25 protein-coding genes are annotated in these 18659 nt (G+C 60.1%); 21 read left to right on the top strand and 4 right to left on the bottom strand.

Features of this window, described 5'->3' with window-relative positions:
- The first annotated feature begins 2 nt into the window (after positions 1 to 2).
- From AB7532_RS25755 to AB7532_RS25705, 11 genes are all read left to right on the top strand, one after another.
- Positions 3 to 845 carry a hypothetical protein gene (locus AB7532_RS25755; protein ID WP_441237497.1) on the top strand — a complete coding sequence of 281 codons (843 nt, stop codon included), beginning with the start codon at positions 3 to 5 and terminating at the stop codon, positions 843 to 845.
- A 181-nt stretch (positions 846 to 1026) separates the two neighbouring features.
- Entirely contained in the window at positions 1027 to 2088 is a 1062-nt protein-coding gene (locus tag AB7532_RS25750) for a hypothetical protein (RefSeq protein WP_441237496.1), read from the top strand.
- 462 nt (positions 2089 to 2550) lie between these two features.
- On the top strand, positions 2551 to 3513 hold the full coding sequence (locus AB7532_RS25745; RefSeq protein ID WP_441237495.1) for a DUF5309 domain-containing protein: 963 nt from the start codon (positions 2551 to 2553) through the stop codon (positions 3511 to 3513).
- Between the two features lie 75 nt (positions 3514 to 3588).
- A complete protein-coding gene (locus AB7532_RS25740; protein ID WP_441237494.1) occupies positions 3589 to 3954 on the top strand; it encodes a hypothetical protein in 366 nt (121 codons plus the stop codon).
- A gap of 1 nt (position 3955) precedes the next feature.
- Positions 3956 to 4267, top strand: coding sequence for a hypothetical protein (locus tag AB7532_RS25735; protein ID WP_441237493.1), 312 nt, complete (start codon positions 3956 to 3958; stop codon positions 4265 to 4267).
- Positions 4267 to 4599 carry a hypothetical protein gene (locus AB7532_RS25730; RefSeq protein ID WP_441239352.1) on the top strand — a complete coding sequence of 111 codons (333 nt, stop codon included), beginning with the start codon at positions 4267 to 4269 and terminating at the stop codon, positions 4597 to 4599. The genes AB7532_RS25735 and AB7532_RS25730 overlap by 1 nt, the downstream gene beginning before the upstream one ends.
- Positions 4596 to 5249, top strand: coding sequence for a phage adaptor protein (locus tag AB7532_RS25725; RefSeq protein ID WP_441237492.1), 654 nt, complete (start codon positions 4596 to 4598; stop codon positions 5247 to 5249). The genes AB7532_RS25730 and AB7532_RS25725 overlap by 4 nt, the downstream gene beginning before the upstream one ends.
- A 9-nt stretch (positions 5250 to 5258) precedes the next feature.
- A complete protein-coding gene (locus AB7532_RS25720; RefSeq protein ID WP_441237491.1) occupies positions 5259 to 5690 on the top strand; it encodes a hypothetical protein in 432 nt (143 codons plus the stop codon).
- Position 5691: 1 nt separating this feature from the next.
- The gene (locus AB7532_RS25715; RefSeq protein ID WP_441237490.1) at positions 5692 to 6975 is read left to right on the top strand and encodes a hypothetical protein; all 1284 of its coding nucleotides are present in this window, start codon (positions 5692 to 5694) and stop codon (positions 6973 to 6975) included.
- 2 nt (positions 6976 to 6977) lie between these two features.
- Positions 6978 to 7586, top strand: a complete 609-nt coding sequence (locus AB7532_RS25710) for a hypothetical protein (RefSeq protein ID WP_441237489.1) — start codon at positions 6978 to 6980, stop codon at positions 7584 to 7586.
- Complete coding sequence (locus AB7532_RS25705; RefSeq protein ID WP_441237488.1) at positions 7586 to 9067, top strand: hypothetical protein; 1482 nt, start codon at positions 7586 to 7588, stop codon at positions 9065 to 9067. The genes AB7532_RS25710 and AB7532_RS25705 overlap by 1 nt, the downstream gene beginning before the upstream one ends.
- A gap of 4 nt (positions 9068 to 9071) precedes the next feature.
- On the opposite strand, the gene AB7532_RS25700 is transcribed toward AB7532_RS25705, so the two are convergent.
- On the bottom strand, positions 9072 to 9317 hold the full coding sequence (locus AB7532_RS25700) for a hypothetical protein (RefSeq protein WP_441237487.1): 246 nt from the start codon (positions 9315 to 9317) through the stop codon (positions 9072 to 9074).
- Positions 9318 to 10068: 751 nt separating this feature from the next.
- Positions 10069 to 10479 (bottom strand): hypothetical protein, encoded by a 411-nt coding sequence (locus AB7532_RS25695; RefSeq protein WP_441237486.1) that lies wholly within the window; start codon positions 10477 to 10479, stop codon positions 10069 to 10071.
- A gap of 173 nt (positions 10480 to 10652) precedes the next feature.
- On the opposite strand from AB7532_RS25695, the gene AB7532_RS25690 reads away from it, so the two are divergent.
- The 5 genes from AB7532_RS25690 to AB7532_RS25670 all read left to right on the top strand — a co-directional run bounded on the left by AB7532_RS25690 (position 10653) and on the right by AB7532_RS25670 (position 14280).
- Positions 10653 to 11072 (top strand): hypothetical protein, encoded by a 420-nt coding sequence (locus tag AB7532_RS25690; protein ID WP_441237485.1) that lies wholly within the window; start codon positions 10653 to 10655, stop codon positions 11070 to 11072.
- Positions 11050 to 11529, top strand: coding sequence for a hypothetical protein (locus AB7532_RS25685; RefSeq protein ID WP_441237484.1), 480 nt, complete (start codon positions 11050 to 11052; stop codon positions 11527 to 11529). Before AB7532_RS25690 ends, AB7532_RS25685 begins: the two co-directional genes overlap by 23 nt.
- A gap of 78 nt (positions 11530 to 11607) precedes the next feature.
- Positions 11608 to 12471, top strand: coding sequence for a tail fiber domain-containing protein (locus AB7532_RS25680; protein ID WP_441237483.1), 864 nt, complete (start codon positions 11608 to 11610; stop codon positions 12469 to 12471).
- 2 nt (positions 12472 to 12473) lie between these two features.
- Positions 12474 to 13670 carry a hypothetical protein gene (locus AB7532_RS25675; RefSeq protein WP_441237482.1) on the top strand — a complete coding sequence of 399 codons (1197 nt, stop codon included), beginning with the start codon at positions 12474 to 12476 and terminating at the stop codon, positions 13668 to 13670.
- 151 nt (positions 13671 to 13821) lie between these two features.
- Positions 13822 to 14280 (top strand): hypothetical protein, encoded by a 459-nt coding sequence (locus tag AB7532_RS25670; RefSeq protein WP_441237481.1) that lies wholly within the window; start codon positions 13822 to 13824, stop codon positions 14278 to 14280.
- A gap of 298 nt (positions 14281 to 14578) precedes the next feature.
- Here AB7532_RS25670 and AB7532_RS25665 read toward each other — a convergent pair whose 3' ends face one another.
- Positions 14579 to 15106, bottom strand: coding sequence for a hypothetical protein (locus tag AB7532_RS25665; protein WP_441237480.1), 528 nt, complete (start codon positions 15104 to 15106; stop codon positions 14579 to 14581).
- Between the two features lie 75 nt (positions 15107 to 15181).
- Here AB7532_RS25665 and AB7532_RS25660 point away from each other — a divergent pair, with 75 nt between their 5' ends.
- The 4 genes from AB7532_RS25660 (at position 15182) to AB7532_RS25645 (ending at position 17189) form a co-directional block, all read left to right on the top strand.
- Positions 15182 to 15448: a hypothetical protein gene (locus tag AB7532_RS25660; protein ID WP_441237479.1), complete on the top strand. Its 267-nt coding sequence runs from the start codon at positions 15182 to 15184 to the stop codon at positions 15446 to 15448.
- A complete protein-coding gene (locus AB7532_RS25655; RefSeq protein WP_441237478.1) occupies positions 15445 to 15933 on the top strand; it encodes a hypothetical protein in 489 nt (162 codons plus the stop codon). The genes AB7532_RS25660 and AB7532_RS25655 overlap by 4 nt, the downstream gene beginning before the upstream one ends.
- The gene (locus tag AB7532_RS25650) at positions 15905 to 16120 is read left to right on the top strand and encodes a hypothetical protein (protein ID WP_441237477.1); all 216 of its coding nucleotides are present in this window, start codon (positions 15905 to 15907) and stop codon (positions 16118 to 16120) included. The genes AB7532_RS25655 and AB7532_RS25650 overlap by 29 nt, the downstream gene beginning before the upstream one ends.
- 73 nt (positions 16121 to 16193) lie before the next feature.
- Positions 16194 to 17189 (top strand): phage tail protein, encoded by a 996-nt coding sequence (locus tag AB7532_RS25645; protein ID WP_441237476.1) that lies wholly within the window; start codon positions 16194 to 16196, stop codon positions 17187 to 17189.
- Here the strand turns inward: AB7532_RS25645 and AB7532_RS25640 are convergent.
- Complete coding sequence (locus AB7532_RS25640; RefSeq protein WP_441237475.1) at positions 17182 to 17910, bottom strand: FkbM family methyltransferase; 729 nt, start codon at positions 17908 to 17910, stop codon at positions 17182 to 17184. The two genes, AB7532_RS25645 and AB7532_RS25640, sit on opposite strands and share 8 nt — an antisense overlap.
- Positions 17911 to 17972: 62 nt before the next feature.
- Between AB7532_RS25640 and AB7532_RS25635 the strand changes: the two genes are divergently transcribed.
- The gene (locus tag AB7532_RS25635; RefSeq protein WP_441237474.1) at positions 17973 to 18659 is read left to right on the top strand and encodes a hypothetical protein; all 687 of its coding nucleotides are present in this window, start codon (positions 17973 to 17975) and stop codon (positions 18657 to 18659) included.

The following is an 18659-nucleotide window of genomic DNA, read 5'->3' as shown; positions in this document are numbered from 1 at the left end:
GAATGTTCCAGGTCAAAAGCGCGGTCTTTCGTTCGCTCACAGGACTGCTCTTGTTCTGCACTTTCACTCTCCTCCTTTTCGGTCCGTCAGGCGCCCAAGAGAACTTGTTCGACAAGGAGGCATTCCATCGCGCGGCGGACTATTGCCGTAGTGTTGTCGTCCGCCCAATTGCGCTCAGCGACGATCAGGCGATCCTGTGTCTCGACGGCCGGATCGAGAAGGATGTCGACGTATCGCTGGCGAAGAAGCTGAAGGAAGGCGGTCTCTTCGTCGTCCGAAGCGCAGGAGGCGACATAGCGTTCGCAATTGCTCTTGCCGAGGAACTACGTGAACGGCGCGCGACGGTCGTTGTGTATGACCAGTGTCTGTCGAGCTGCGCCAACTATCTTCTGATCGCATCCGATCGGGCCTATGTGCTCAAGGGCTCCCTGGTCGCCTGGGACTATGAAAGCAGCGATCCCGCGCTTCCGTCATGCGCCAAATTTGCGATGGAAAAGACGCGAGATGGAGATTATCGCCTGCAGCGCGGCTCCTGTCGGCCTTTGCCGGCTGACGAGGCTCAATGGCGGGAGATCTTGCTGGCCCAGACCGGGTTTTACAAGGAGCGTATGGTCGACCCGCACTTTGAGCCGCCGCCGGACAATCGCTATCTGCGAAGGGTCGTTAAATCCCTCTATCCCGATACTCATGCTTACCATCATATCGGGTGGACTCTTCACCCCAGATACTTCGCGAGATTGTTCAAGACCAAGATCGTCTATGAGTCCTATCCGGAAGGGCAGGCCGAGGTGGACGAGATGGTCGCCCGGCTGCGTCTCGACATGAGGGTGATTTACGATCCGTAGACCGGGCGCTCGCTCGACGGCGAAGTGAACCAATTCGTTTTCCATCCCATGAATTGAAGGCGTGGCGTATTGAAGATGAATGAGATACCGACCGACCGCGATCGGCAGAATCCGATCCTTGGCTATCCAGGCTACTTCATGCCTGGCTTCTTCTCCTGGCTGCTTTGGCGAGGCGAATAGCATGCTCATACGAAACTTCACGCGCATCGGCGCAATCTGCATGTCGCTCGCCCTTGCGAGCCCGCCAGTCTCGTCACAAGAGGCGGAAACGAGAATTCTCGGCATCCATCTTGCCATGTCTCCCGAACTATCGATGTACGATCAGCATATCCATCAGGAAATACTGGATGCGTTGTTGCTCAATGCCCGCCGGCTTCCCGACGTCGCGCCGTGTGAATTGTCCCGACCCTATCAAATCGACTACGTCTTCGGCGATTTCGCCGTGTCTGCTCGACACTCCAATCCGGCCATGCTTGTGAAATGTCTTGGCGGCGTGGTCCGCTATGTCATGCACGAAGACATCGCCGAAATTGATTTTCGCGCCGCTCACGCATCCAGGGTCCGCCTGGCACGCGAAAGTCACGAGCTTGACGCGAGGATCCCGGAACGAGCAGACGAAGTTGCGGAACGAATGGCGCTTCTCTCGATCTATCGAAAGCATTCGCCGCTCCACCAGTTGCTTTCGGTTGATGGGAACGCAATAGCGACGCTCTCTTTCGACGAATTTTCTCTCTGGCTCGAGCGCAACCGCAAGGCGGGAAGATTTACCTTCCGCGGTTCAAAGACGCTGCTGGAAGCACTTGATCTTCCCGTGCCCGACCCAATGGTCCTGCAGCCGATCAGCTCGCTGGCGTCGCCTCGGATGCCTGCTGGTGTCCTGACCGCTGATAGCGAGCCTGCCGGGATTGCGGCGCTGATCGGATTGTTTTTGGGGCATGACGAGACGCTTTCCATCGATGAGAAGGCAAAACGGCGATTTGCCTGTAACCGAGATGACTCATCGAAACTGGGGGACGGCTACGATGCCATCGCGCGCGCGTCGTGTCGTACCTACGACCATTTTGGTCATATCTGGTTCACGATGCCGCTCAGGAAGGCCGAGAGTGCGCCTTACTCTGATTTTTGCCGGCAAGTGCTCGAGCTGAGCCGTGACGACGACATTGCGACCGTTGCACGTTTCAGTCCGGACGGCTCGAAAGGCCTGTACGTCTTGCTGCCGCCGGCTTGCAAAGCGCCCGACTGATCTTCCAACGAGAGCGGATTTTTAACTTCCGGCGGAGGATCATCATCGACAATATCCGGCGTCAGCAACAGCCGAACGGCGATCGACCGCAATCATCCGTTTTCGATACCGGGGATGCATCCCTGCCGTCCGTCCCCACAGCCGCGCTTGCCCCGCCGGGATACGGGGCGCTTGCCCACGATCCTTCTCAAGACAAGTCGCCCATCCGGCGCTTAACACGTGTGCAGCCGCGCTGATGTGGCGCAACGCTACCGACCAGGCTCGTAACGACGCCGCCCCTGTGCGACCCGCCTAGGCTCCCGGCCGAGATGTCTCGTGAACCCGCGAACCGGAAGCTGCCGTTTCCGCGCCATCGCATGAACGAGAACTGAGACCACCAGCCAACCAGGCCGCCGTTTCCAGGACAGGCGCAGCTCTATCGCTGCGCTGTCGGAACCGCATGGCCACTACAAGGAAACATCGATGACTCTACCGACTTCCACTTTCGTTACCTATTCCGCGGTCGGCAACCGCGAAGACCTCAGCGACATGATCTATCGCATCGATCCGGTCGACACGCCGTTCATGAGCGGCGTCGACAAGGAGAAGGCGACTGCCGTCAACCACGAATGGCAGACGCAGGCTCTCGCCGGCGCCGATGCCAACAACGCCCAGCTCGAAGGCGACGATCCCAACACCAACACGACCACACCGACCGTTCGCCTCGGCAATCTCTGCCAGATCTCCTACAAGGTCGCGCGGGTCTCGGGCACGCAGCAGGCGGTCGATCACGCGGGCCGCGACAACGAATTGGCGTACCAGGAGATGCTGAAGGGTCTCGAGCTCAAGCGCGACCTCGAAACCATCCTGTGCGGTGCCAACCAGGCCAAGGTGGTTGGCAACACCACGACCGCGCGCAAGACCGCTTCCGTCCTCTCCTGGGTCGTTTCCAACACCTCGAAGGGAACGGCGGGCGGTGCTGCGGACCCGGCCACCGCCGACGGCGCCGGCACGCGAACGGACGGCACTCAGCTCGCCTTCACCGAAGTGCGCCTGAAGACGGTGCTGTCCTCGATCTGGACCAATGGCGGCAAGCCCGGCACGATCATGACCGGCGCCTTCAACAAGCAGGTGTTCTCGACCTTTACCGGCCGCTCCACAGCGATCGAGGAGTCCAAGTCGAAGAAGATCGTCGCATCCGTCGATGCCTATGAATCCGACTTCGGCAAGCTGAAGGTGGTCGCCAACCGTTTCCAGCGCCCGCGCGACGTGCTGGTGCTCGAGCTGGACAAATGGGCGGTAGCCTATCTCAACGGCCGCAACATGATCTCGATCCCGCTGGCCAAGACCGGCGACTCCGATCGCCGGCAGATCCTGGCCGAATATTCGCTGGTGGCCCGCAACGAGAAGGCTTCCGGCGGCGTGTTCGACAACACCACCTCCTGAGCGATCAGGATCATCCGTCCACCCCTGTCCACCCTTTGGGGCAGCCTTCGGGCTGCCCCATCTTTTTGGAGAACCATGATGCCGCTTCCCGGCAATCGCACGCTCAATACCGCCGATCTCACGGCCTACACGCCGTCCTGCGGCGCGAGCCCCGTCGCCGCCTATGTTCGCATTCCCTTTCGTTGCCGTATGCTGAAAGTCGCCGGCATCCTCGGCGGCGCGATCACGACCACCGATGGCACCATCACCGTCTCGGCCAATGCGGCGACGCTGTCGACGTTCACCGTGACGCAGGCGGGATCGGCCGCAGGCCAGCTGTTCTCGGCCGTACCGCCGTCACCGACCTATCTCAACGAGGACGACGTGATCGTGCTGACACCCTCGGGTGCCTCCGGCGCGACGATCCCCATGCACTTCTCAATCTCCGTGAGGGCCGCCTGACATGCCGTTCTTCTCCAAGCAAAACTCCTCGCGCGTCGGGCCGACCCAGACGATCGCGTATGATGCCAGCGTCGGTGCTACCAACCCGTTCGGGCCGGAAACCTACCAGCTGCGCTTGGTCGCCAATTCCGGTTGTTACTACCGGATCGGCGATGGCGCACAGACCGCGACGATTTCCGATCCTTATCTGCCGGCCAACGCCGTCGAATACATCACGGTCAGTCCCGGCCAGCGCATTGCCGCGCTAAAGGCCGCGACCAATGGCCTCGTTACCGCAACCGCCGGCACTTTATGGGTGACGGAGATGTCGTGATGGACGGCGTCCTGATCAGGCCCCATCTCGATAGCAACGGCAGGGAGCTCGCGATCGAGCATGTCCAGGACGTCGCGCCGATCCTGGAATGGAACAGGCAGGCGCGCCAGGACGAGCAATCCGGCGACTGGGGGCGGCACGTCGCGCGTATTCCCAACGTCATCTACGTCCAATGGCTCAACGAGGAGCATGCGAGGGGTAACACCTCGCTGCGGCTGTTCACGCCCGAATTCGATGCGATCGTCCAGCGGAAGCTCGACGATCCCGAATGGGCCTATTTGCGAACCGACAGGCCGAAACTGCAAGCGGGCTGGTCAGCGGAGCTCAAATGACTGAGATAACCGATAACACGTCGCTGCAAGTCGCGGTGACCGAATATCTTGCGCGCGACCAGGATGCGACCTTGATCGCACGGATCCCGACCTTCATTCAGCTTGCGGAAGCAAAGTTCAACCGTCAGCTCTTCGTGAGGCAGATGGAGCAACGGGCGACGGCGCTCGTCGACCTCGGCTCGGATGAACCGGAATTCATTTCGCTGCCGTCAGACTTCCAGTCCATGCGCAGGGTTCGGCTGTCGAGTGCGACAGGGAAGCCGTGCCTCGAATTCAAGTCGGGAACGCAGATGGACGAATACCGCTTCGCGACATCCGATATTGCCGCTCGACCCCGCTATTTCACCGTATTCGGCAACGAGCTCGAGCTCGCACCAACCCCTGACGCAGCCTACACGATCGAAATGGTCTATCGGCAGAGCATTCCGCCACTCGCATCGAATGGCAGCAATTGGCTGCTGACCATGGCGCCCGATCTCTATCTCTATGCCGCGCTGCTGGAGTGTGCGCCATACATCAAGGAAGACGCGCGAATCCAGACCTGGGGGCTGGGGTTCACGTCGGCGCTCGCCGACCTGAACAATCTCGGACTGACGTCGACATTCAACGCGGGGCCGATGACGGTGCGCGTTTCAGGGCAGATCGTCTAGGAGGCGACAATGGCAAGCTTCAATAAATTCTATTGCTTCGTGCAGGATGTCGCGAACGCGCTGCACGATATGAAGACCGGCACGGCGCAGGTGTACAAGGTCTACCTGACCAGTTCCGCGCCTGTCGTCACCAATACCGTCTACAATACGCCCGCGGATCTCGCGGCCGGCAACGGCTATACCGCGGGCGGCAACAGCGTCGGCACCATCAGTGGCGCGCAGACCACGGGCACGTTCAAGTTCGTCGGCGGGACCGATCCGGCATGGACGGCGTCGGGCGGCTCGATCGGGCCGTTTCAATATGCCGTGCTCTACAATTCGACGTCGTCGACGAAGCCGCTGATCGGCTGGTGGGATTACGGCACCGCGATCACGCTGACGAACGGCAATACCTTCACCATCGATCTCGACCAGACCAACGGCATTTTGACGATCACCTGACATGGCCGCTTTTCTCAACAACTGCCGATTCATTCCTGCCTCCGGCGGGACGACCGACTGGGTCTTTGCGTCCACGGTCGGCGGATGCCAGTCGCCGACGCTCGCCGGCGCCGTCGATGGTCGCAAATACAAATTTCTCGCGATCAGCACTGACCTGACCCAATGGGAGATCGCGGAGGGCAGCTATACGGCTGCTAGCGGAACGTTTGCGCGCACCACCGTGCTCTACAATTCATCTGGCTCGGGGGCGGCCTCGGGTCAGAGCGGCGCCGGCGCCAAGATCAATTTCACCGTCGCGCCCAACGTCGCGATCGTCGGCGTGAAGGAAGATTTGATCTCGATCGAGGAGACGAACGCCTTCACCGCGACACAGATGGCGCAGGCGCGTGCCAACATCGGCGTGACGAAGAAGAATTACCTCGTGAATGGCGGGATGCAGATCAGTCAGGAGAACGGCACGACGGCGAGCGGCTCGAACATCTACTACCCGGCCGATCAGTGGTATATTCAGAACACGCTTTCGGGCGGAACATATAGTTGCGCGCAGGTCGCATCGCCCACGCCTGGTGGGTCGACCCATCGCATTCGCGTGACGGTTACTGCGGCGCAGGCGACGGTGGGAAGCAGCGTCTGTTTTCTCCAGCAGAAGATCGAAGGCCTTCGCGCCGCGGATCTGAAATTCGGGACGGTGAATGCGAAGACCGTCACCCTGCAGGTCGGCGTGAAGGCACCCGTTGCCGGCGCCTATTCGTGCCTGCTGCAAAACAATGCGACGGATACGACATTGTCGGGGTCATTCACGGTCACCGCGGGCGAGCTCAATACCGACGTCGTCAAGGCGGTGACGTTCGCCGGCGCGACGTCGGGCACCTGGGCGCAAGACAACACCAATGGGATGTATGTCTACGTCTACCTGATGCAGAACACCGGCGCGAACATCTTTGCGACCAACGGGAACGTGTTCGAGCTGTTCGACGCGGGACTTTACGAAGGCGCGACGGCTCCGCCGTTCCAGTGCCCGGACTATGCATCGGAGCTGCTGTTGTGCCAGCGCTATTGGGTGAAGGTCATTCCGTCGCCGCAAGCCTACAATTTCACTGGCAGTGCTGTGCAGTTGTCATGCGTTACGCCGCTACCTGTGCTGATGCGCGCAACGCCAACAGGGGCCGTTGCGACCGGCGCAGTGCAAATTGCCACGCCCAATTCGATCACGTCGTATCAAAGCTCGGTCGCATCTGGCGCCTGGTACAACCCGGGCCTGGTGACCGCTAATGCGAGAATATAGCCATGTCCCTTCTCGGCTTCGACGCGCTTGGCCGATGGGCGCTGGCGCAACTCCCAGGCAACGGCAATTTCGCGCTTTTGACGGTACGGGGCTCAGTCGCTCTCGCAGGGCAAGCGGCAACATTCGCGATATCCGAGCCGGCAACAGCGGCGGGCTTCCTGAGAACGGGGATCGCGGCGGGCTTCAGAGTGACGGAACCGGTGAATCCAGCGGGCTTTGCGTTCGTTGGAAATGCAACGGCATTCAAACCGGCACAGGCGTGTCTCAGTGGGTCGTTCGTGGTGACTGGCGCAGCGACGAAGAACACAGTTCGAGAAATTGCTGCACCAGGTGCGTTTTTGATGTCGGCGACGTTGCTCCCGTTCTTGGTATCGCTTGCCTCAGGACGCGGTGCGTTTAGCTGGGCGGGCAGCGATTCGACCTACGACCGCGACCACGAGGCCTGGGTCCGACGGCCTTTCGATACGATGTCATGGCAGACAGAAGCGACGTTGCTGCCATTAGCCTGGAGCAATGCCGCAGCTCCCGCAAATGTATGGGGAGCTGATGTGCAGCCGTCCAATGCGTGGACGCCTGCTTTGATTGACCCCGAACCTTGGACGACCAAATAATGCCGCTTCTTTCCTATGGCGAATATCGCCCCGACGTCAGCGACTATGAAGGCCAGGCCACGCGCAATATTCTCAACGTCATTCCGCGCGGCGATGGTTACGGACCGTTTCCATCTTTCTCGGCCTACTCGTCGGCATTGCCAGCGCCATGCCGTGGTGCGTTCTATGCGCTCAAATCCGATGGATCGGTCATTACGTTCGCGGCGACGGCAACGAAACTCTACCGATTGAACAACACGGACTTCAGTTGGGTCGATGTCTCGAAAGGCGGCGGGACGTACACGGCGCCGACCTTCGGCTCCATCGCTGCCAATTGGCAATTCGCCCAGACCGGGAATTTCGTCTTTGCGACGCAGGCCAATTCGGTCCTGCAGATCTTCGACCTTTCGTCCTCGACGGCTTTTGCCGATGCGCTCGGTTCGCCGCCGCCTGCCGCCTATATCAGCGTCGTCGGACGTTTCCTGGTGCTGTCGGGGCTGTTGTCGACGCCGTACCGGATTCAGTGGTCGGGGCTGAACAATTTCAACGCCGCGGACAGCTGGACCAGCGGCGTCAAGTCGTCCGACTTCCAGGACTTTCCGGACGGCGGCATCGTCCGCGGCGTAGCCGGCGGCGAATCCGGCATCGTCTTCCAGGATCAGGCAATCCGGCGCATGTCCTATGTGCCGGGTTCGCCGATCATTTTCCAGATCGATCGCATCACCCAAGACAAGGGCCTTTACGCTCCTTACTCGATCATCCGCGCCGGCGAGCGCATCTTCTTCTATGCCGGCCAGGGCTTTCACACGATCGAGCCGGGCGGCGTGCCGCAACAGATCGGGCGCGAGAAGGTCGACCGAAGTTTCCTCGCCGATCTCGACAAGGGCAATCTCCAGCTCTTCATGGGCGCCGCCGACCCGCGCTCCACGCGCGTCTATTGGGCCTACAAATCGGTGTCGGGTACGGTCGGCGCCTACGACAAGCTGCTCGGTTATGATTTCGTGCTCGATCGCTTCTTTCCGGTCGCGGTAACCGGCGAGTATCTGCTGGGCATCTCGCAGACCGGTCTGACGCTCGAAAACCTCGATAGCATTTCGTCGTCGCTGGATGCGCTGACACTGAGCCTCGATGCCTATGCGACCGCGGTTCAGCCGGAGATCGCGCAGTTCTCGAACGGCCACGTGCTCGGCTTCTTCCGCGGACCCAGCCTCGAGGCGACGCTGGAAAGTCCGGAGCAGGGCACGGACGAAAACCGTATCACCATCCGCGGCTTCCGCCCGGTGACCGATGCCGCGACGCTGTTCGGCTCGGTGTCCTGGCGCGATACGCCGGCAGCGGTGGCAACGCCGGGTGCGGAGGTCCTGGTCAATGCGCGGACCGGCCGCTGCGACGTCCGTCGCGACACCCGCTATTCGCGCTTCAAGGTTCGTATTCCCGCTGCGACGTCGTGGTCCTTCTGTGCCGGAATCGTTCCGGATCTCACACCGAACGGCACGCTATGACGGCTTACGTTCCGGGAATCACCGAAACAGATCTGAAGAAGATCGTGCTCGCGATCCAGCAGCTCGCAGCCGGACGGTCGAATGCCGTTGGCAGCGTGACGCTGGTGACGAGCGCACCGAGCACGACGGTGACGACGGCGAATTGCGCGATCGGTTCGGTGCCGATCCTGGTGCCGGCGTCAGCGAACGCTGCGGCGGAGGCCGGCAACGGGACGATGTATGTGAGCGCGGTTACGAATGGTGCGTTCACGATCACGCATGCGAACTCCGCGACGGCGGGGCGGACGTTTTTGTGGGCCGTGGTGGGGTGAGAGGTTCCCCGTCATCAGATCCCTAGTGTTCGTTCATCGCGCGTAGCCAAACCAACATCAAGTTCTGATCCCCGCGCGTGCAGGGACGCTCGAACTTCGACCGTGGAAGATTGACCCAAACGATCGATCTGGATTGCGGTCCATAGCCCGTTGACAGAATCCTGTGAGGAAAATTCGATGTCGTATGTTGATCAACCTGAACGCCCGCGCCGTTCATTCTCGGAGCGATTTCAAGATGTTTGGGACCATCCAACCCCGTTTAGCCTCTTCGCCCAAATCAAGGCATTGAGGGATTTACCCCAAACCATCCAAGATATGGTCGATGCCTCTCGTGTTGTTGCGGGCCCGGCTCCCATGACAGAGGAGGAGGCTTATCCTTGGCCGTGAATGAAGCTTTCTTTCTTCACGACGCTCGCTTGAGACGAGCGTTGTGTCTCAAGAAACTCGGAAGGATACGCGATTACGAGCGTGCGAAGGCCGAGGTACCTCCGGGAACAAGGATTATTATTGATGGAGTCGATTGGAGAGCCGAGGACTTGTGAGACTGCGCCCGATAAGCTTTAGGCTATTCCAGGATTTGGCACGTCGTTCTTCGTTTTCCCTGTCTCGATGGCTGTGCCACCGGATGACTCCGACGATCGCTCCACTTGAAGCGACTTAGGATGCCATGCCGCATCACGCCCCGTCGTCTCAATCCCGGACGATGGTCTTCTTCGCAGTTCCCGAGGTCTTTCGGACGTCGAGCAGCGAAAACGTCTCCTGGGTCTGATACTCGGGGAATTCGACGACGAAGGATTTCTGTCTGGTCGTGGTCAATGCCATGACGAGTTGCCTGAAATCCGATTGGTTCTGGCGTCCCTCTGCCTTGAACTGGCTTCCGTCGAGCAGGAAGGGGTGGTTCTTGCCGTCGATGATAATCTGCGCGGTGACTGTTTCCTTGGTCTGAGGCTTGATCCGCGCGACAGAGATGAATATGCCCGGCGTCTTGTTTTCGCTGCCGGCCGGACAATAGATGCTGAAGGTGGATCCAACACCGTTCTCGATGTTTGCCTCGAGGGGCCCTTGGCCGTAGCCGAGAGTCCAGCGGAAATCGACGGCCAAGACAGCCGTGCAACTAACGATCAGGGGGAGCGCGATGGGTAGCAGATTTATCCGTTACATTTTTTAGTGGTGGCGCCGAGCTATAGATGGATCGCCCCACATTGCAACAGCGCCCGCTGGCGCTGACGCCGCGGACTTGCTTTTAGCTTTTGGACCCCAATACGGAGTTGGAAATGGGTTTCCGCGATAGTAACGCATTTGCTAGCGAAACGTACTCGGGTGCCAGCGGTTTGCTTAGCAGACTGTTGGCCATCACGGGGCAAATGGACAATAGGGCCGATCCGACGACTGGCGAGCCGATCGTGCTTGATCCGCAAGCCTTCGGCGGTGCTGCGGCGGGCTTGATCGGCAGAATGCACGACTTTCAGCAAGAGCAAGCTGCCTATCGGCCGAGTGCAATGAAGGTAATGGGGCCGGTGACCAACCAGATCGTGAGAGTGGAAAGCGGAGGCAGAGCAAATGCCACGAACGATCTTTCGAGCGCCTTGGATGCCGGCCAGTTTCTTCGCGGGACCTGGCTCGACATGCTGGCAAGACATCGGCCCGATTTGAAGGGGACGCCGGACGAGCTTGCGGCGCTGCGCCCCTTCTGAAATGCCGAGTACAGCCGATTTCCGGCGGGATCAGCGGGCTCGCGACATCCAGCTCGTCTGCGTCGATCCTGCGCGCGTCTGCGAGATCTGGTCGATGGTCGCTCCTCTGCTCAAGCAGGCTGTCGTCAAGACAGGGTTGTCGGCGTTCGCGCCGATCGAGCGCGACATTCTTGCCGGCATGTCGCTGCTCTGGGTTGCCTGGAATGGCCGCGCCATCGAGGCGGTCGCATCGACGAGTCTCCAGCAAACCGAGGCGGGCAAAGTCTGCGTCATCACAGCCTGCGCCGGTGGCGGCATGACGCGCTGGCTATCTCTGATCCAGGGCATCGAGGCCTACGCCGAAGCGGAGGGGTGCCGATGCACACGGATCTTCGGACGGAAAGGCTGGACACGCGTTCTCAAGGGGTACGAAGAAACTCACGCGATCATCGACAAGCGCTTGCCGCAGACGCGTTGACGCGATGTGCTTGCCTACGACGTACATCGTTCGCAACGATAAATCACACATCCAGGCTCAGAAGAAGGAATATCGTCAATGGGCGGACAATCCACCTCCACACAGACCCAACAATCGCAGACTACACCCTGGGCAGCCGCGCAGCCCGCGCTGCAGACGATGCTGGGCCAGATCAATACGGGGCTCAGCAACACCGGCCTGACGTCGGCGGAGAGCTCGGCGCTTGACACGTTGAAGAACAACGCTGCGGCGGGCAATCCCTACGCGGACCAGATCTCAGGTAATGCGCGGTCGCTTCTGAACGGCGGCGGCGCCACCGCGCAGGCCGGCAATGTGCAGGACAATCTCGCAGCTTATCGCAATTTGCTGACCCCGTACGCGAACGGCAGCATGATCGGCAACAATCCGGCTCTGACAGCGCAGCTTGCACAGATCCGGTCTGACGTCGGCAATGACGTGAACTCGCAGTTCGCGGCCGCCGGCCGCGATTTCAGTGGCGCCAATCTGATGGCCCTTGGCAGGGGCGTCACGGCGGCCGAGGCACCAATCATCGCTGCGCAATACAACCAGGATGTGGCGAACCAGCTTGCCGCTACGAATGCGTTGTACAATGCCGGCAACACGACGGCCAATGCGTTGACGCAGATGCAGCAGAGCGATCTCGTCAATCGCGGCCAGGGTGTCACGGCCGCGCAATCGGCGCTCGATGCCCAGAACTACGGCGCCAACGCCACTCTCGCGGCGGAGGCACAACGCCGCGGTATTCCCGTGCAGGCGTTGAGCCTGCTCGCGCAGATCGGCGTGCCTATCGCTCAGCTTGGAACTCAGAGTAACGGCACGACGACGGGGACACAGCAGAAGTCCGGAGCCGATCAGTTCGCGACGATCGCAGGCGGTATCAGCAGCCTGCTTACCCCGTTCAAAGGCACATGGGGAGGTTAGACATGACGGTGCAAACCAATACGGAATTGACCGGCGCCGCTTTCGACCTGGCCAATGCAGGCTATGCGGAAATGCCGGACCCGGACAAGGCAGTAGAATGCGAGTCAATCGATAGCGACAGTGCATCGCTGCGCGATGCCGCCGACCGGCGGTCCGATACACAGCCCGACATCGTGGTCAGGCAATACACGGATGCAGAAGGAAAGCCCGCCGCTGCAAACGAGGCTGTAACCCTTGCACGCGCTGCGCGGGATTATGCGGGCGCAGCGGCCGGTGACAGGCAGACCGCCGAGATCGAGTCCTCGGAAGCCCTTGCCGCCAGGATCGATGCGCTACGCACGGAAGTGGCGGCCAACGATCCCGGTGCGGCCGAGTTTTACGGCTTCGAGCAGGCCGAGGGTCGCGATAAGCGTGATGAAGCGATCGAAGATCCTTCGAACGTGGCTGAGGGACAAGGAAAACGCCCTGCCGAACTCGATCCGGATATCGAGCAGATCATGCAGCACCCGCAGGTGCGCCTCGCACTTGAAGAAAAGGTCGGCGAGGTGGAGCGGGCGCGGCGGGGTTATGTCGATGGGCTTGATGCGGCCATGCAGATCGCACAAGCGAGCTTTATCAGCCAGTTTCCCGAATTGGCCGGGCTGGCTCCGGAGCGGCTTCCGGACGCTCTCGCACAAATGGCGCAGCAGGATCCTGGAAAGCTGTCGCGCATCCAGGCGATTGTTGCGGGCAGCGAGCAGCTGCGCGCACGGCAGAACGAGGAGATGCAGCGAACGGCCGAGGCCTCGCGTCGTAACTTTCAGAACTATGCGAAAGCGGAGGACGCCCGGCTGGAAACCATGCTGAAGGAGGAGGCGAGGGATGTCCGGCAGGCGGTCGCACAGGAGATCATGTCCTCCGCCAAGGCCAGCGGCGTCGCTCCGGAGGAGCTCCAGCGCCTCTTCGACAACGAACCGTTGATGCGCAATGCAACGTTCCAACGCATGATGTACGACGCCGGCAAGTACCGCCTGATGATGAAAGCGAGGGATGCCGTCACGGCAAAGCCGATGCCGCCGGTGCAGCGGCCGGGAATGGCGGCGGGCCGAGGTGAACGGGACGGGCATGATTTGCGAACGCTGAGCGCACGCCTTTCGAGTTCGGGCGATCTCAAGGACGCGGTCGCGCTGTATCAAGCGAGGAGAACGCGCGGAGAATGAGGGAGACGTTCTCAGCGCTCCACAGAGACTTGACATTGTTCTTGTTTTGTTCGAACCTCATTGAGGTTGTCTATGTTGAACGTTGCAAGCCGTCTCAGCGGAGATAAGGTCGGCTGCACTCCCGGTCGGTATGGCACTCGAGGAGGACGAATTGAATTTCTCGGCGTCTCAGTGGATTTCGATCATTCTCGTCGATGTTGTCATCAAGTTCGTGCTTCTGACGGCTGTGGGCCTGTTCGTGACCTTTGGTCTCATATCCATCGCTTCGCTCGCGATGGCAGCCATCTCTCTATCGCTGTTACATTTCGTCTGTCTCTTCCTGGGAGCAACCCTTGTCGTGGCGCCAGAGCTGTTTGGCGTCTCATTGTCGCCGATGCCGAAGTTCGCAGTCAGCGTGGTGCTCGCCAATATGTTGTTTGTCGGTGTCCTTGTCGTGTTGATGTGGCCCGGCCCGAACGACATTCCCAGAACCGCAGATGGACCCATCGTCGTGGCTCTTGTCCTGGCCGCGACCAATCTCGTAGGGCCACTCGCGGTTGCCGCCACAGGTCGTCTGATCAGGCGGCTCAAACCCGAAGGGCGCGTCGATGAATCCGCGTCATGCGGTTAAGCTGGCCAATCGTGCTCGCCTTCGCCGAGATCTTCACGTTCAACCTTCAAGCATGATGTGATGCGTTCTGAGGTTCGTTAGCCGCATGTCGTTGCGGTGATCGGCCTGATGGCGAGGCCACACATTGCCATTGCCAACCATCAGGTCCCGGCGGGCCACTTACATAACCGATCTCCAATCGTCGATTATCGAACTCGCGCGTATCGAGACGTTGCGCGTTCAATTGTTATTGCAAGCAAGCGGAGTATTTCGCGTGGATCCCACGATGCAATCGCCAACACAATATGGAATTCCCCTTTCAGGCGGCCGGCAGATCACGGTGCCGAGCGGGCCGCACCACTACCAAAGGGAACAGTGGGTCGGAAATACCCGGCAGGGCAACAACCCCCAATCCGCGTTTGAAGCGCTCAAAAGGCACGCAATACCCTTTCAGGGCGACCAGAATAGCACCGACGGAGCGGTCTTGGATATCCCGGGCTTGGGTCGGATCCGGCAGCACGTGGACGACGACCGATTGACGATCGTGAACACCACGATGCCTGATCATGTTCTCCATCCCGGCAACGTCTTTCGCTCGATCGCCCAGAGAGGCGACGATCTGTACGTCGTGACGGAGGGGTACGGGACAGGGATTCTTCCAGGTCCGAACGAGCAGGGGAAATTCATCTGGTCCCTGCCGGATCACAGGATCCGGCACGAGCTCAACCCATACCCGGCGCTTGGCTATCCAATGGACGAAATGAACGCGGTTGCCGCGACTGGAGTCCGGGCGGGGGCGGAAGGGCAGGCCGCGCCACCAGCGCTGCCGGTTGATCGACCGGAGCATCGGATTGCTCCGCCGATCTTCTTCCCGACGTACTGATCAACCGTTCAAAGCGAAATTGCCAAGGGAAATCGTATCATGAGTGACGACAACCGGAATTTCATTGAACGCGCCGAATCGATCAGCGCAAATCTGTACGGTGATCCGATGTCGACGGAGCGGATCGCGGAGAACTTCGCGCTCTACGGCCTGAAGAAGCGCATGACCGCGCTTGAGAGGTTCGATGCCGAACTGCAGGGTGACATCGACTCGAGCCCGCACAGCCTGCGGAAGCGCGTCCAGCTCGTCGATCTGCGCCGGCGCATGGGCGATCTTCACGAGGCGTTGCGCAAAGCCAGGCGATGACCCATCCATTGCTTACGGCGCTCGCGCAGGCCCGGCTGCGCGATGCGCCGATGTTCGCCAAATGGTGCGAACTCAACGGTGTGACCGCGTGCCCGGCCACCCCTGCGTCCGTGGCGCGCTTTGTAACCGATTGCGCGTCGCTGGGCATGAACCGGCTTTGGCCCGCGGTGCAGGACATATCGCGGATGCATGTGTCGCTCGGACTTGCAGATCCGACCCTCGGTGGTTCGGCGGCTACCGCGATGAACGTGATTGCGGCTATCCCGCCTCCACGGTCCTGGCCCGAGCGGTTCAAGCTGCGCTTCGCGGAGCTGCCCCACGACATTCAGCTTCATCTCGCGTCGCATGAAGCCCAACGCGAGCGCGCGCTCCGGCGTGCGCAGAACGACGCTGCATCCGCCCGGCAGAAGCTGGCGGCATGCGAAGCTCAAACGAAGGACGAAAAGGTCAGCGGCAATGAAACAACAGCGCACGACAACGCTTGAGGACCGAATCTCGGAGCTGCGCGCCGAAATCGACGGCATCATCGATGCGCGTGTGTCCAGGATCGCCAGCGAGAGCCCCGGCGTCCCCGCGGGCGTGATCCGCAACCTCCTGACGGCCCGGGCGCCGTCCTGCCGCTGCGCTCAGTACATCGAGCTGTGCGGCACAGAGGCCAAGGCGCCGGATTGACGGCGCAGCAACGACTCCTTCGAACCATGCGATGGCGGTCCATGACTCCGCCTCTCCACATCGAGGATACAAGATGACTCTCTACAAATGGTCCCAACTGGCCTCCGCCGACGCCACGGCGGATTCGACGATCAACTGGGCGGAAGGACAGCCGCCCTCCAGCGTCAACGACTCGGCGCGCGCGATGATGGCGGCGATCGCGAAATATCGAGACGATACCGCTGGCGCGATCGTGACGAGCGGCACCAGTACGGCCTATACGCTTACAAGCTATCAAGGCTTCGGCAATCCGAGCCAACTTCGGGGGCAGCTCATTGCATTTGTGCCGCATACGACTAACGGAGGAGCGTGCACTCTCAACGTTGATGGGTTGGGTGCAATTCCGCTTCGGCAAATCAGCAACACTGAGCTAGTTGCCGGCACATTGGTTCAGAGCACTCCCTACTCGGTAATCTATAGCCCAACAACGTCGGAGTTCAATTTCCACAATGTGTTCGGCAATCCATATCTCATCCCGATTGGATCAAGCATCGACTTCTGGGGAGCATCAGCACCGAACAGCTCCTTCGCTCTGGCCTACGGGCAGGCAATCTCGCGGACAACTTACGCCGCTCTGTTTGGTTTGCTCGGGACGACCTATGGTCCGGGGGACGGTTCTACCACTTTCAACATCCCAGACCTTCGTGGGCGCGTTGTGGCTGGGAGGGATGATATGGGCGGAAGTGCTGCTTCGCGGCTAAGTGCGACTAGCATCACGACGGGAGGAGCCACAATGCTCGGCGGTTATGGAGGCAGCGAAACGAAATCGCTGGTTACCACGAACTTGCCGCCTTACACGCCCGCCGGTACGATTACTAACGGAGCGATAACTATCAGCCCTGCGAGCGTGCTTTCTCCAGGCTCGACTTTCTCTAACGGCAATGGCGTTGGTACCTCCAACAATGGAAGCGCACCGACAGCATCGCAGGTTGCATCGACATTCGCTGGTGCGGCGCAGGGAGGCACGAGTACACCCTTTACTATTGTCGCACCCACAATTATCGCCAATAAGCTACTGCGGATTATTTGACAGGGTTGAATATGAAGTTGGAGCAGTAATCGGCCTTTTTCCAAAACCATTGGCCGTCATTGCTCTGATGTACATCCTCTCGAAATTGAGAGACAGGAAATACTCTTCCACGCTGTATGAAAGAGCCGCGATAACCCAGCTTTTCTAGATAAAGAAATACATCGCTGATGCTTCGCCCTACGAGATGCCTGCTCTCACATTCGAAGACCAAAAGCGGCTTGTCTCTTTTAACTATACGTTCCGCTCCTTCAAAAACACCAATCTCTGCGCCTTCAACATCGATCTTCACGACGGAAATTCGGTCATTCGTGCTGAAGTAGTCATCTAGCGCGACCACGGGCACAGGAACGGTTTCGATCGTAGCGTACGATAGGCCGTTTTTAGAAAGGGAAGCGCCGGGCTTGTGCCCCTTTGGAACGAAAAGCTCTCCGCGTCCTGTTTGGGAGAAAACTGCCTTGGCTTCGATCGTGACGTTTTGCAGCGGCAAAACTGCACACATTCTTGTCAGATAATCGGCCAAATCCTGCTGCGGCTCGAACGCGACTGCTCGACCATGGGCACTCCATCTAGAAAGCCAATAGAGGAAGCTGCCTTTGTTCGCTCCAACATCGCAAACGATATCACCAGGCCGAACGTGATTGAGGATAGCGGATAGCTCCGCCCTGTGATCGCGGAACCTGGATCGAAGTGCGCGCCAAAGGAATCTAGTCCGCTCACTCATTTGTCGAAGTATTTCCAATTTGCGTCGGAACGTATCGCTTTAACCCCCAACCGAGTCAACCCATGGTAGACCTGAACGCCCTTTCTGCGGCGAATGCGAAGCGCTGGGCGGGCGCCAAACCGACCCGGAAAGCCGAGGCCGCCAATGTTGCCTTGCGCCTCTACAAGGCCAGGCAGCGGTACCAAGCCGTCGAGCGGGAGACGGGAGTCCCCTGGACGGCCATCGCGGTCATTCACGAGAGGGAATCCTCCCAGGATTGGAGGGCTTCGCTGGCGCAGGGCGATCCCTGGAACCGCGTCTCGGTTCACGTTCCGGCCGGACGAGGACCATTTGCGTCGTGGGAAGCCGCCGCAATCGATGCGCTGGTCAAATGTCCGCCGTTTCTCGCCCGTCACAAGGACTGGTCGATTGCCGCGGCACTGACGGCCCTCGAGACATACAACGGCATCGGTTACGCCGCCCGCGGCGTGCCTTCGCCTTATCTCTGGGCGGGCACCAACCAATATCGCGCCGGCAAGTACGTGCGGGACGGCGTTTACGATCCCGGCAAGGTCGATCCGCAACTGGGATGCGCGGCGCTCATGATCGCGATGATGGAGCTCGATCCGGGGATCAGCTTTGCAGGAACGAAAATCGCAAAGAGCCCGGCCGGCGACGATTCCAGGAAGCCTTCACTGACGAACCCCGCGAGAGGCTCTATCGGCGCGTTCGTGGTCAATTTGGTCAGAGCCATCCTTGGAAGGAAATGA

This window comes from Bradyrhizobium sp. 930_D9_N1_4, from assembly GCF_052076015.1.
Taxonomy (GTDB): domain Bacteria; phylum Pseudomonadota; class Alphaproteobacteria; order Rhizobiales; family Xanthobacteraceae; genus Bradyrhizobium.
The sequence above is the reverse complement of the archived record's forward strand: the minus strand, read 5'-3'. Positions and strand labels throughout refer to the sequence as shown.

Excerpts from the sequence above, each read along its gene's own strand:
- AB7532_RS25755 (WP_441237497.1), top strand. The coding sequence starts at position 3 with ATGTTCCAGGTCAAAAGCGCGGTCTTTCGTTCGCTCACAGGACTGCTC.
- AB7532_RS25750 (WP_441237496.1), top strand. The coding sequence starts at position 1,027 with ATGCTCATACGAAACTTCACGCGCATCGGCGCAATCTGCATGTCGCTC.
- AB7532_RS25745 (WP_441237495.1), top strand. The coding sequence starts at position 2,551 with ATGACTCTACCGACTTCCACTTTCGTTACCTATTCCGCGGTCGGCAAC.
- AB7532_RS25740 (WP_441237494.1), top strand. The coding sequence starts at position 3,589 with ATGATGCCGCTTCCCGGCAATCGCACGCTCAATACCGCCGATCTCACG.
- AB7532_RS25735 (WP_441237493.1), top strand. The coding sequence starts at position 3,956 with ATGCCGTTCTTCTCCAAGCAAAACTCCTCGCGCGTCGGGCCGACCCAG.
- AB7532_RS25730 (WP_441239352.1), top strand. The coding sequence starts at position 4,267 with ATGGACGGCGTCCTGATCAGGCCCCATCTCGATAGCAACGGCAGGGAG.
- AB7532_RS25725 (WP_441237492.1), top strand. The coding sequence starts at position 4,596 with ATGACTGAGATAACCGATAACACGTCGCTGCAAGTCGCGGTGACCGAA.
- AB7532_RS25720 (WP_441237491.1), top strand. The coding sequence starts at position 5,259 with ATGGCAAGCTTCAATAAATTCTATTGCTTCGTGCAGGATGTCGCGAAC.
- AB7532_RS25715 (WP_441237490.1), top strand. The coding sequence starts at position 5,692 with ATGGCCGCTTTTCTCAACAACTGCCGATTCATTCCTGCCTCCGGCGGG.
- AB7532_RS25710 (WP_441237489.1), top strand. The coding sequence starts at position 6,978 with ATGTCCCTTCTCGGCTTCGACGCGCTTGGCCGATGGGCGCTGGCGCAA.
- AB7532_RS25705 (WP_441237488.1), top strand. The coding sequence starts at position 7,586 with ATGCCGCTTCTTTCCTATGGCGAATATCGCCCCGACGTCAGCGACTAT.
- AB7532_RS25690 (WP_441237485.1), top strand. The coding sequence starts at position 10,653 with ATGGGTTTCCGCGATAGTAACGCATTTGCTAGCGAAACGTACTCGGGT.
- AB7532_RS25680 (WP_441237483.1), top strand. The coding sequence starts at position 11,608 with ATGGGCGGACAATCCACCTCCACACAGACCCAACAATCGCAGACTACA.
- AB7532_RS25675 (WP_441237482.1), top strand. The coding sequence starts at position 12,474 with ATGACGGTGCAAACCAATACGGAATTGACCGGCGCCGCTTTCGACCTG.
- AB7532_RS25665 (WP_441237480.1), bottom strand. The coding sequence starts at position 15,106 with ATGCTCCGGTCGATCAACCGGCAGCGCTGGTGGCGCGGCCTGCCCTTC.
- AB7532_RS25660 (WP_441237479.1), top strand. The coding sequence starts at position 15,182 with ATGAGTGACGACAACCGGAATTTCATTGAACGCGCCGAATCGATCAGC.
- AB7532_RS25655 (WP_441237478.1), top strand. The coding sequence starts at position 15,445 with ATGACCCATCCATTGCTTACGGCGCTCGCGCAGGCCCGGCTGCGCGAT.
- AB7532_RS25650 (WP_441237477.1), top strand. The coding sequence starts at position 15,905 with ATGAAACAACAGCGCACGACAACGCTTGAGGACCGAATCTCGGAGCTG.
- AB7532_RS25645 (WP_441237476.1), top strand. The coding sequence starts at position 16,194 with ATGACTCTCTACAAATGGTCCCAACTGGCCTCCGCCGACGCCACGGCG.
- AB7532_RS25640 (WP_441237475.1), bottom strand. The coding sequence starts at position 17,910 with ATGAGTGAGCGGACTAGATTCCTTTGGCGCGCACTTCGATCCAGGTTC.
- AB7532_RS25635 (WP_441237474.1), top strand. The coding sequence starts at position 17,973 with ATGGTAGACCTGAACGCCCTTTCTGCGGCGAATGCGAAGCGCTGGGCG.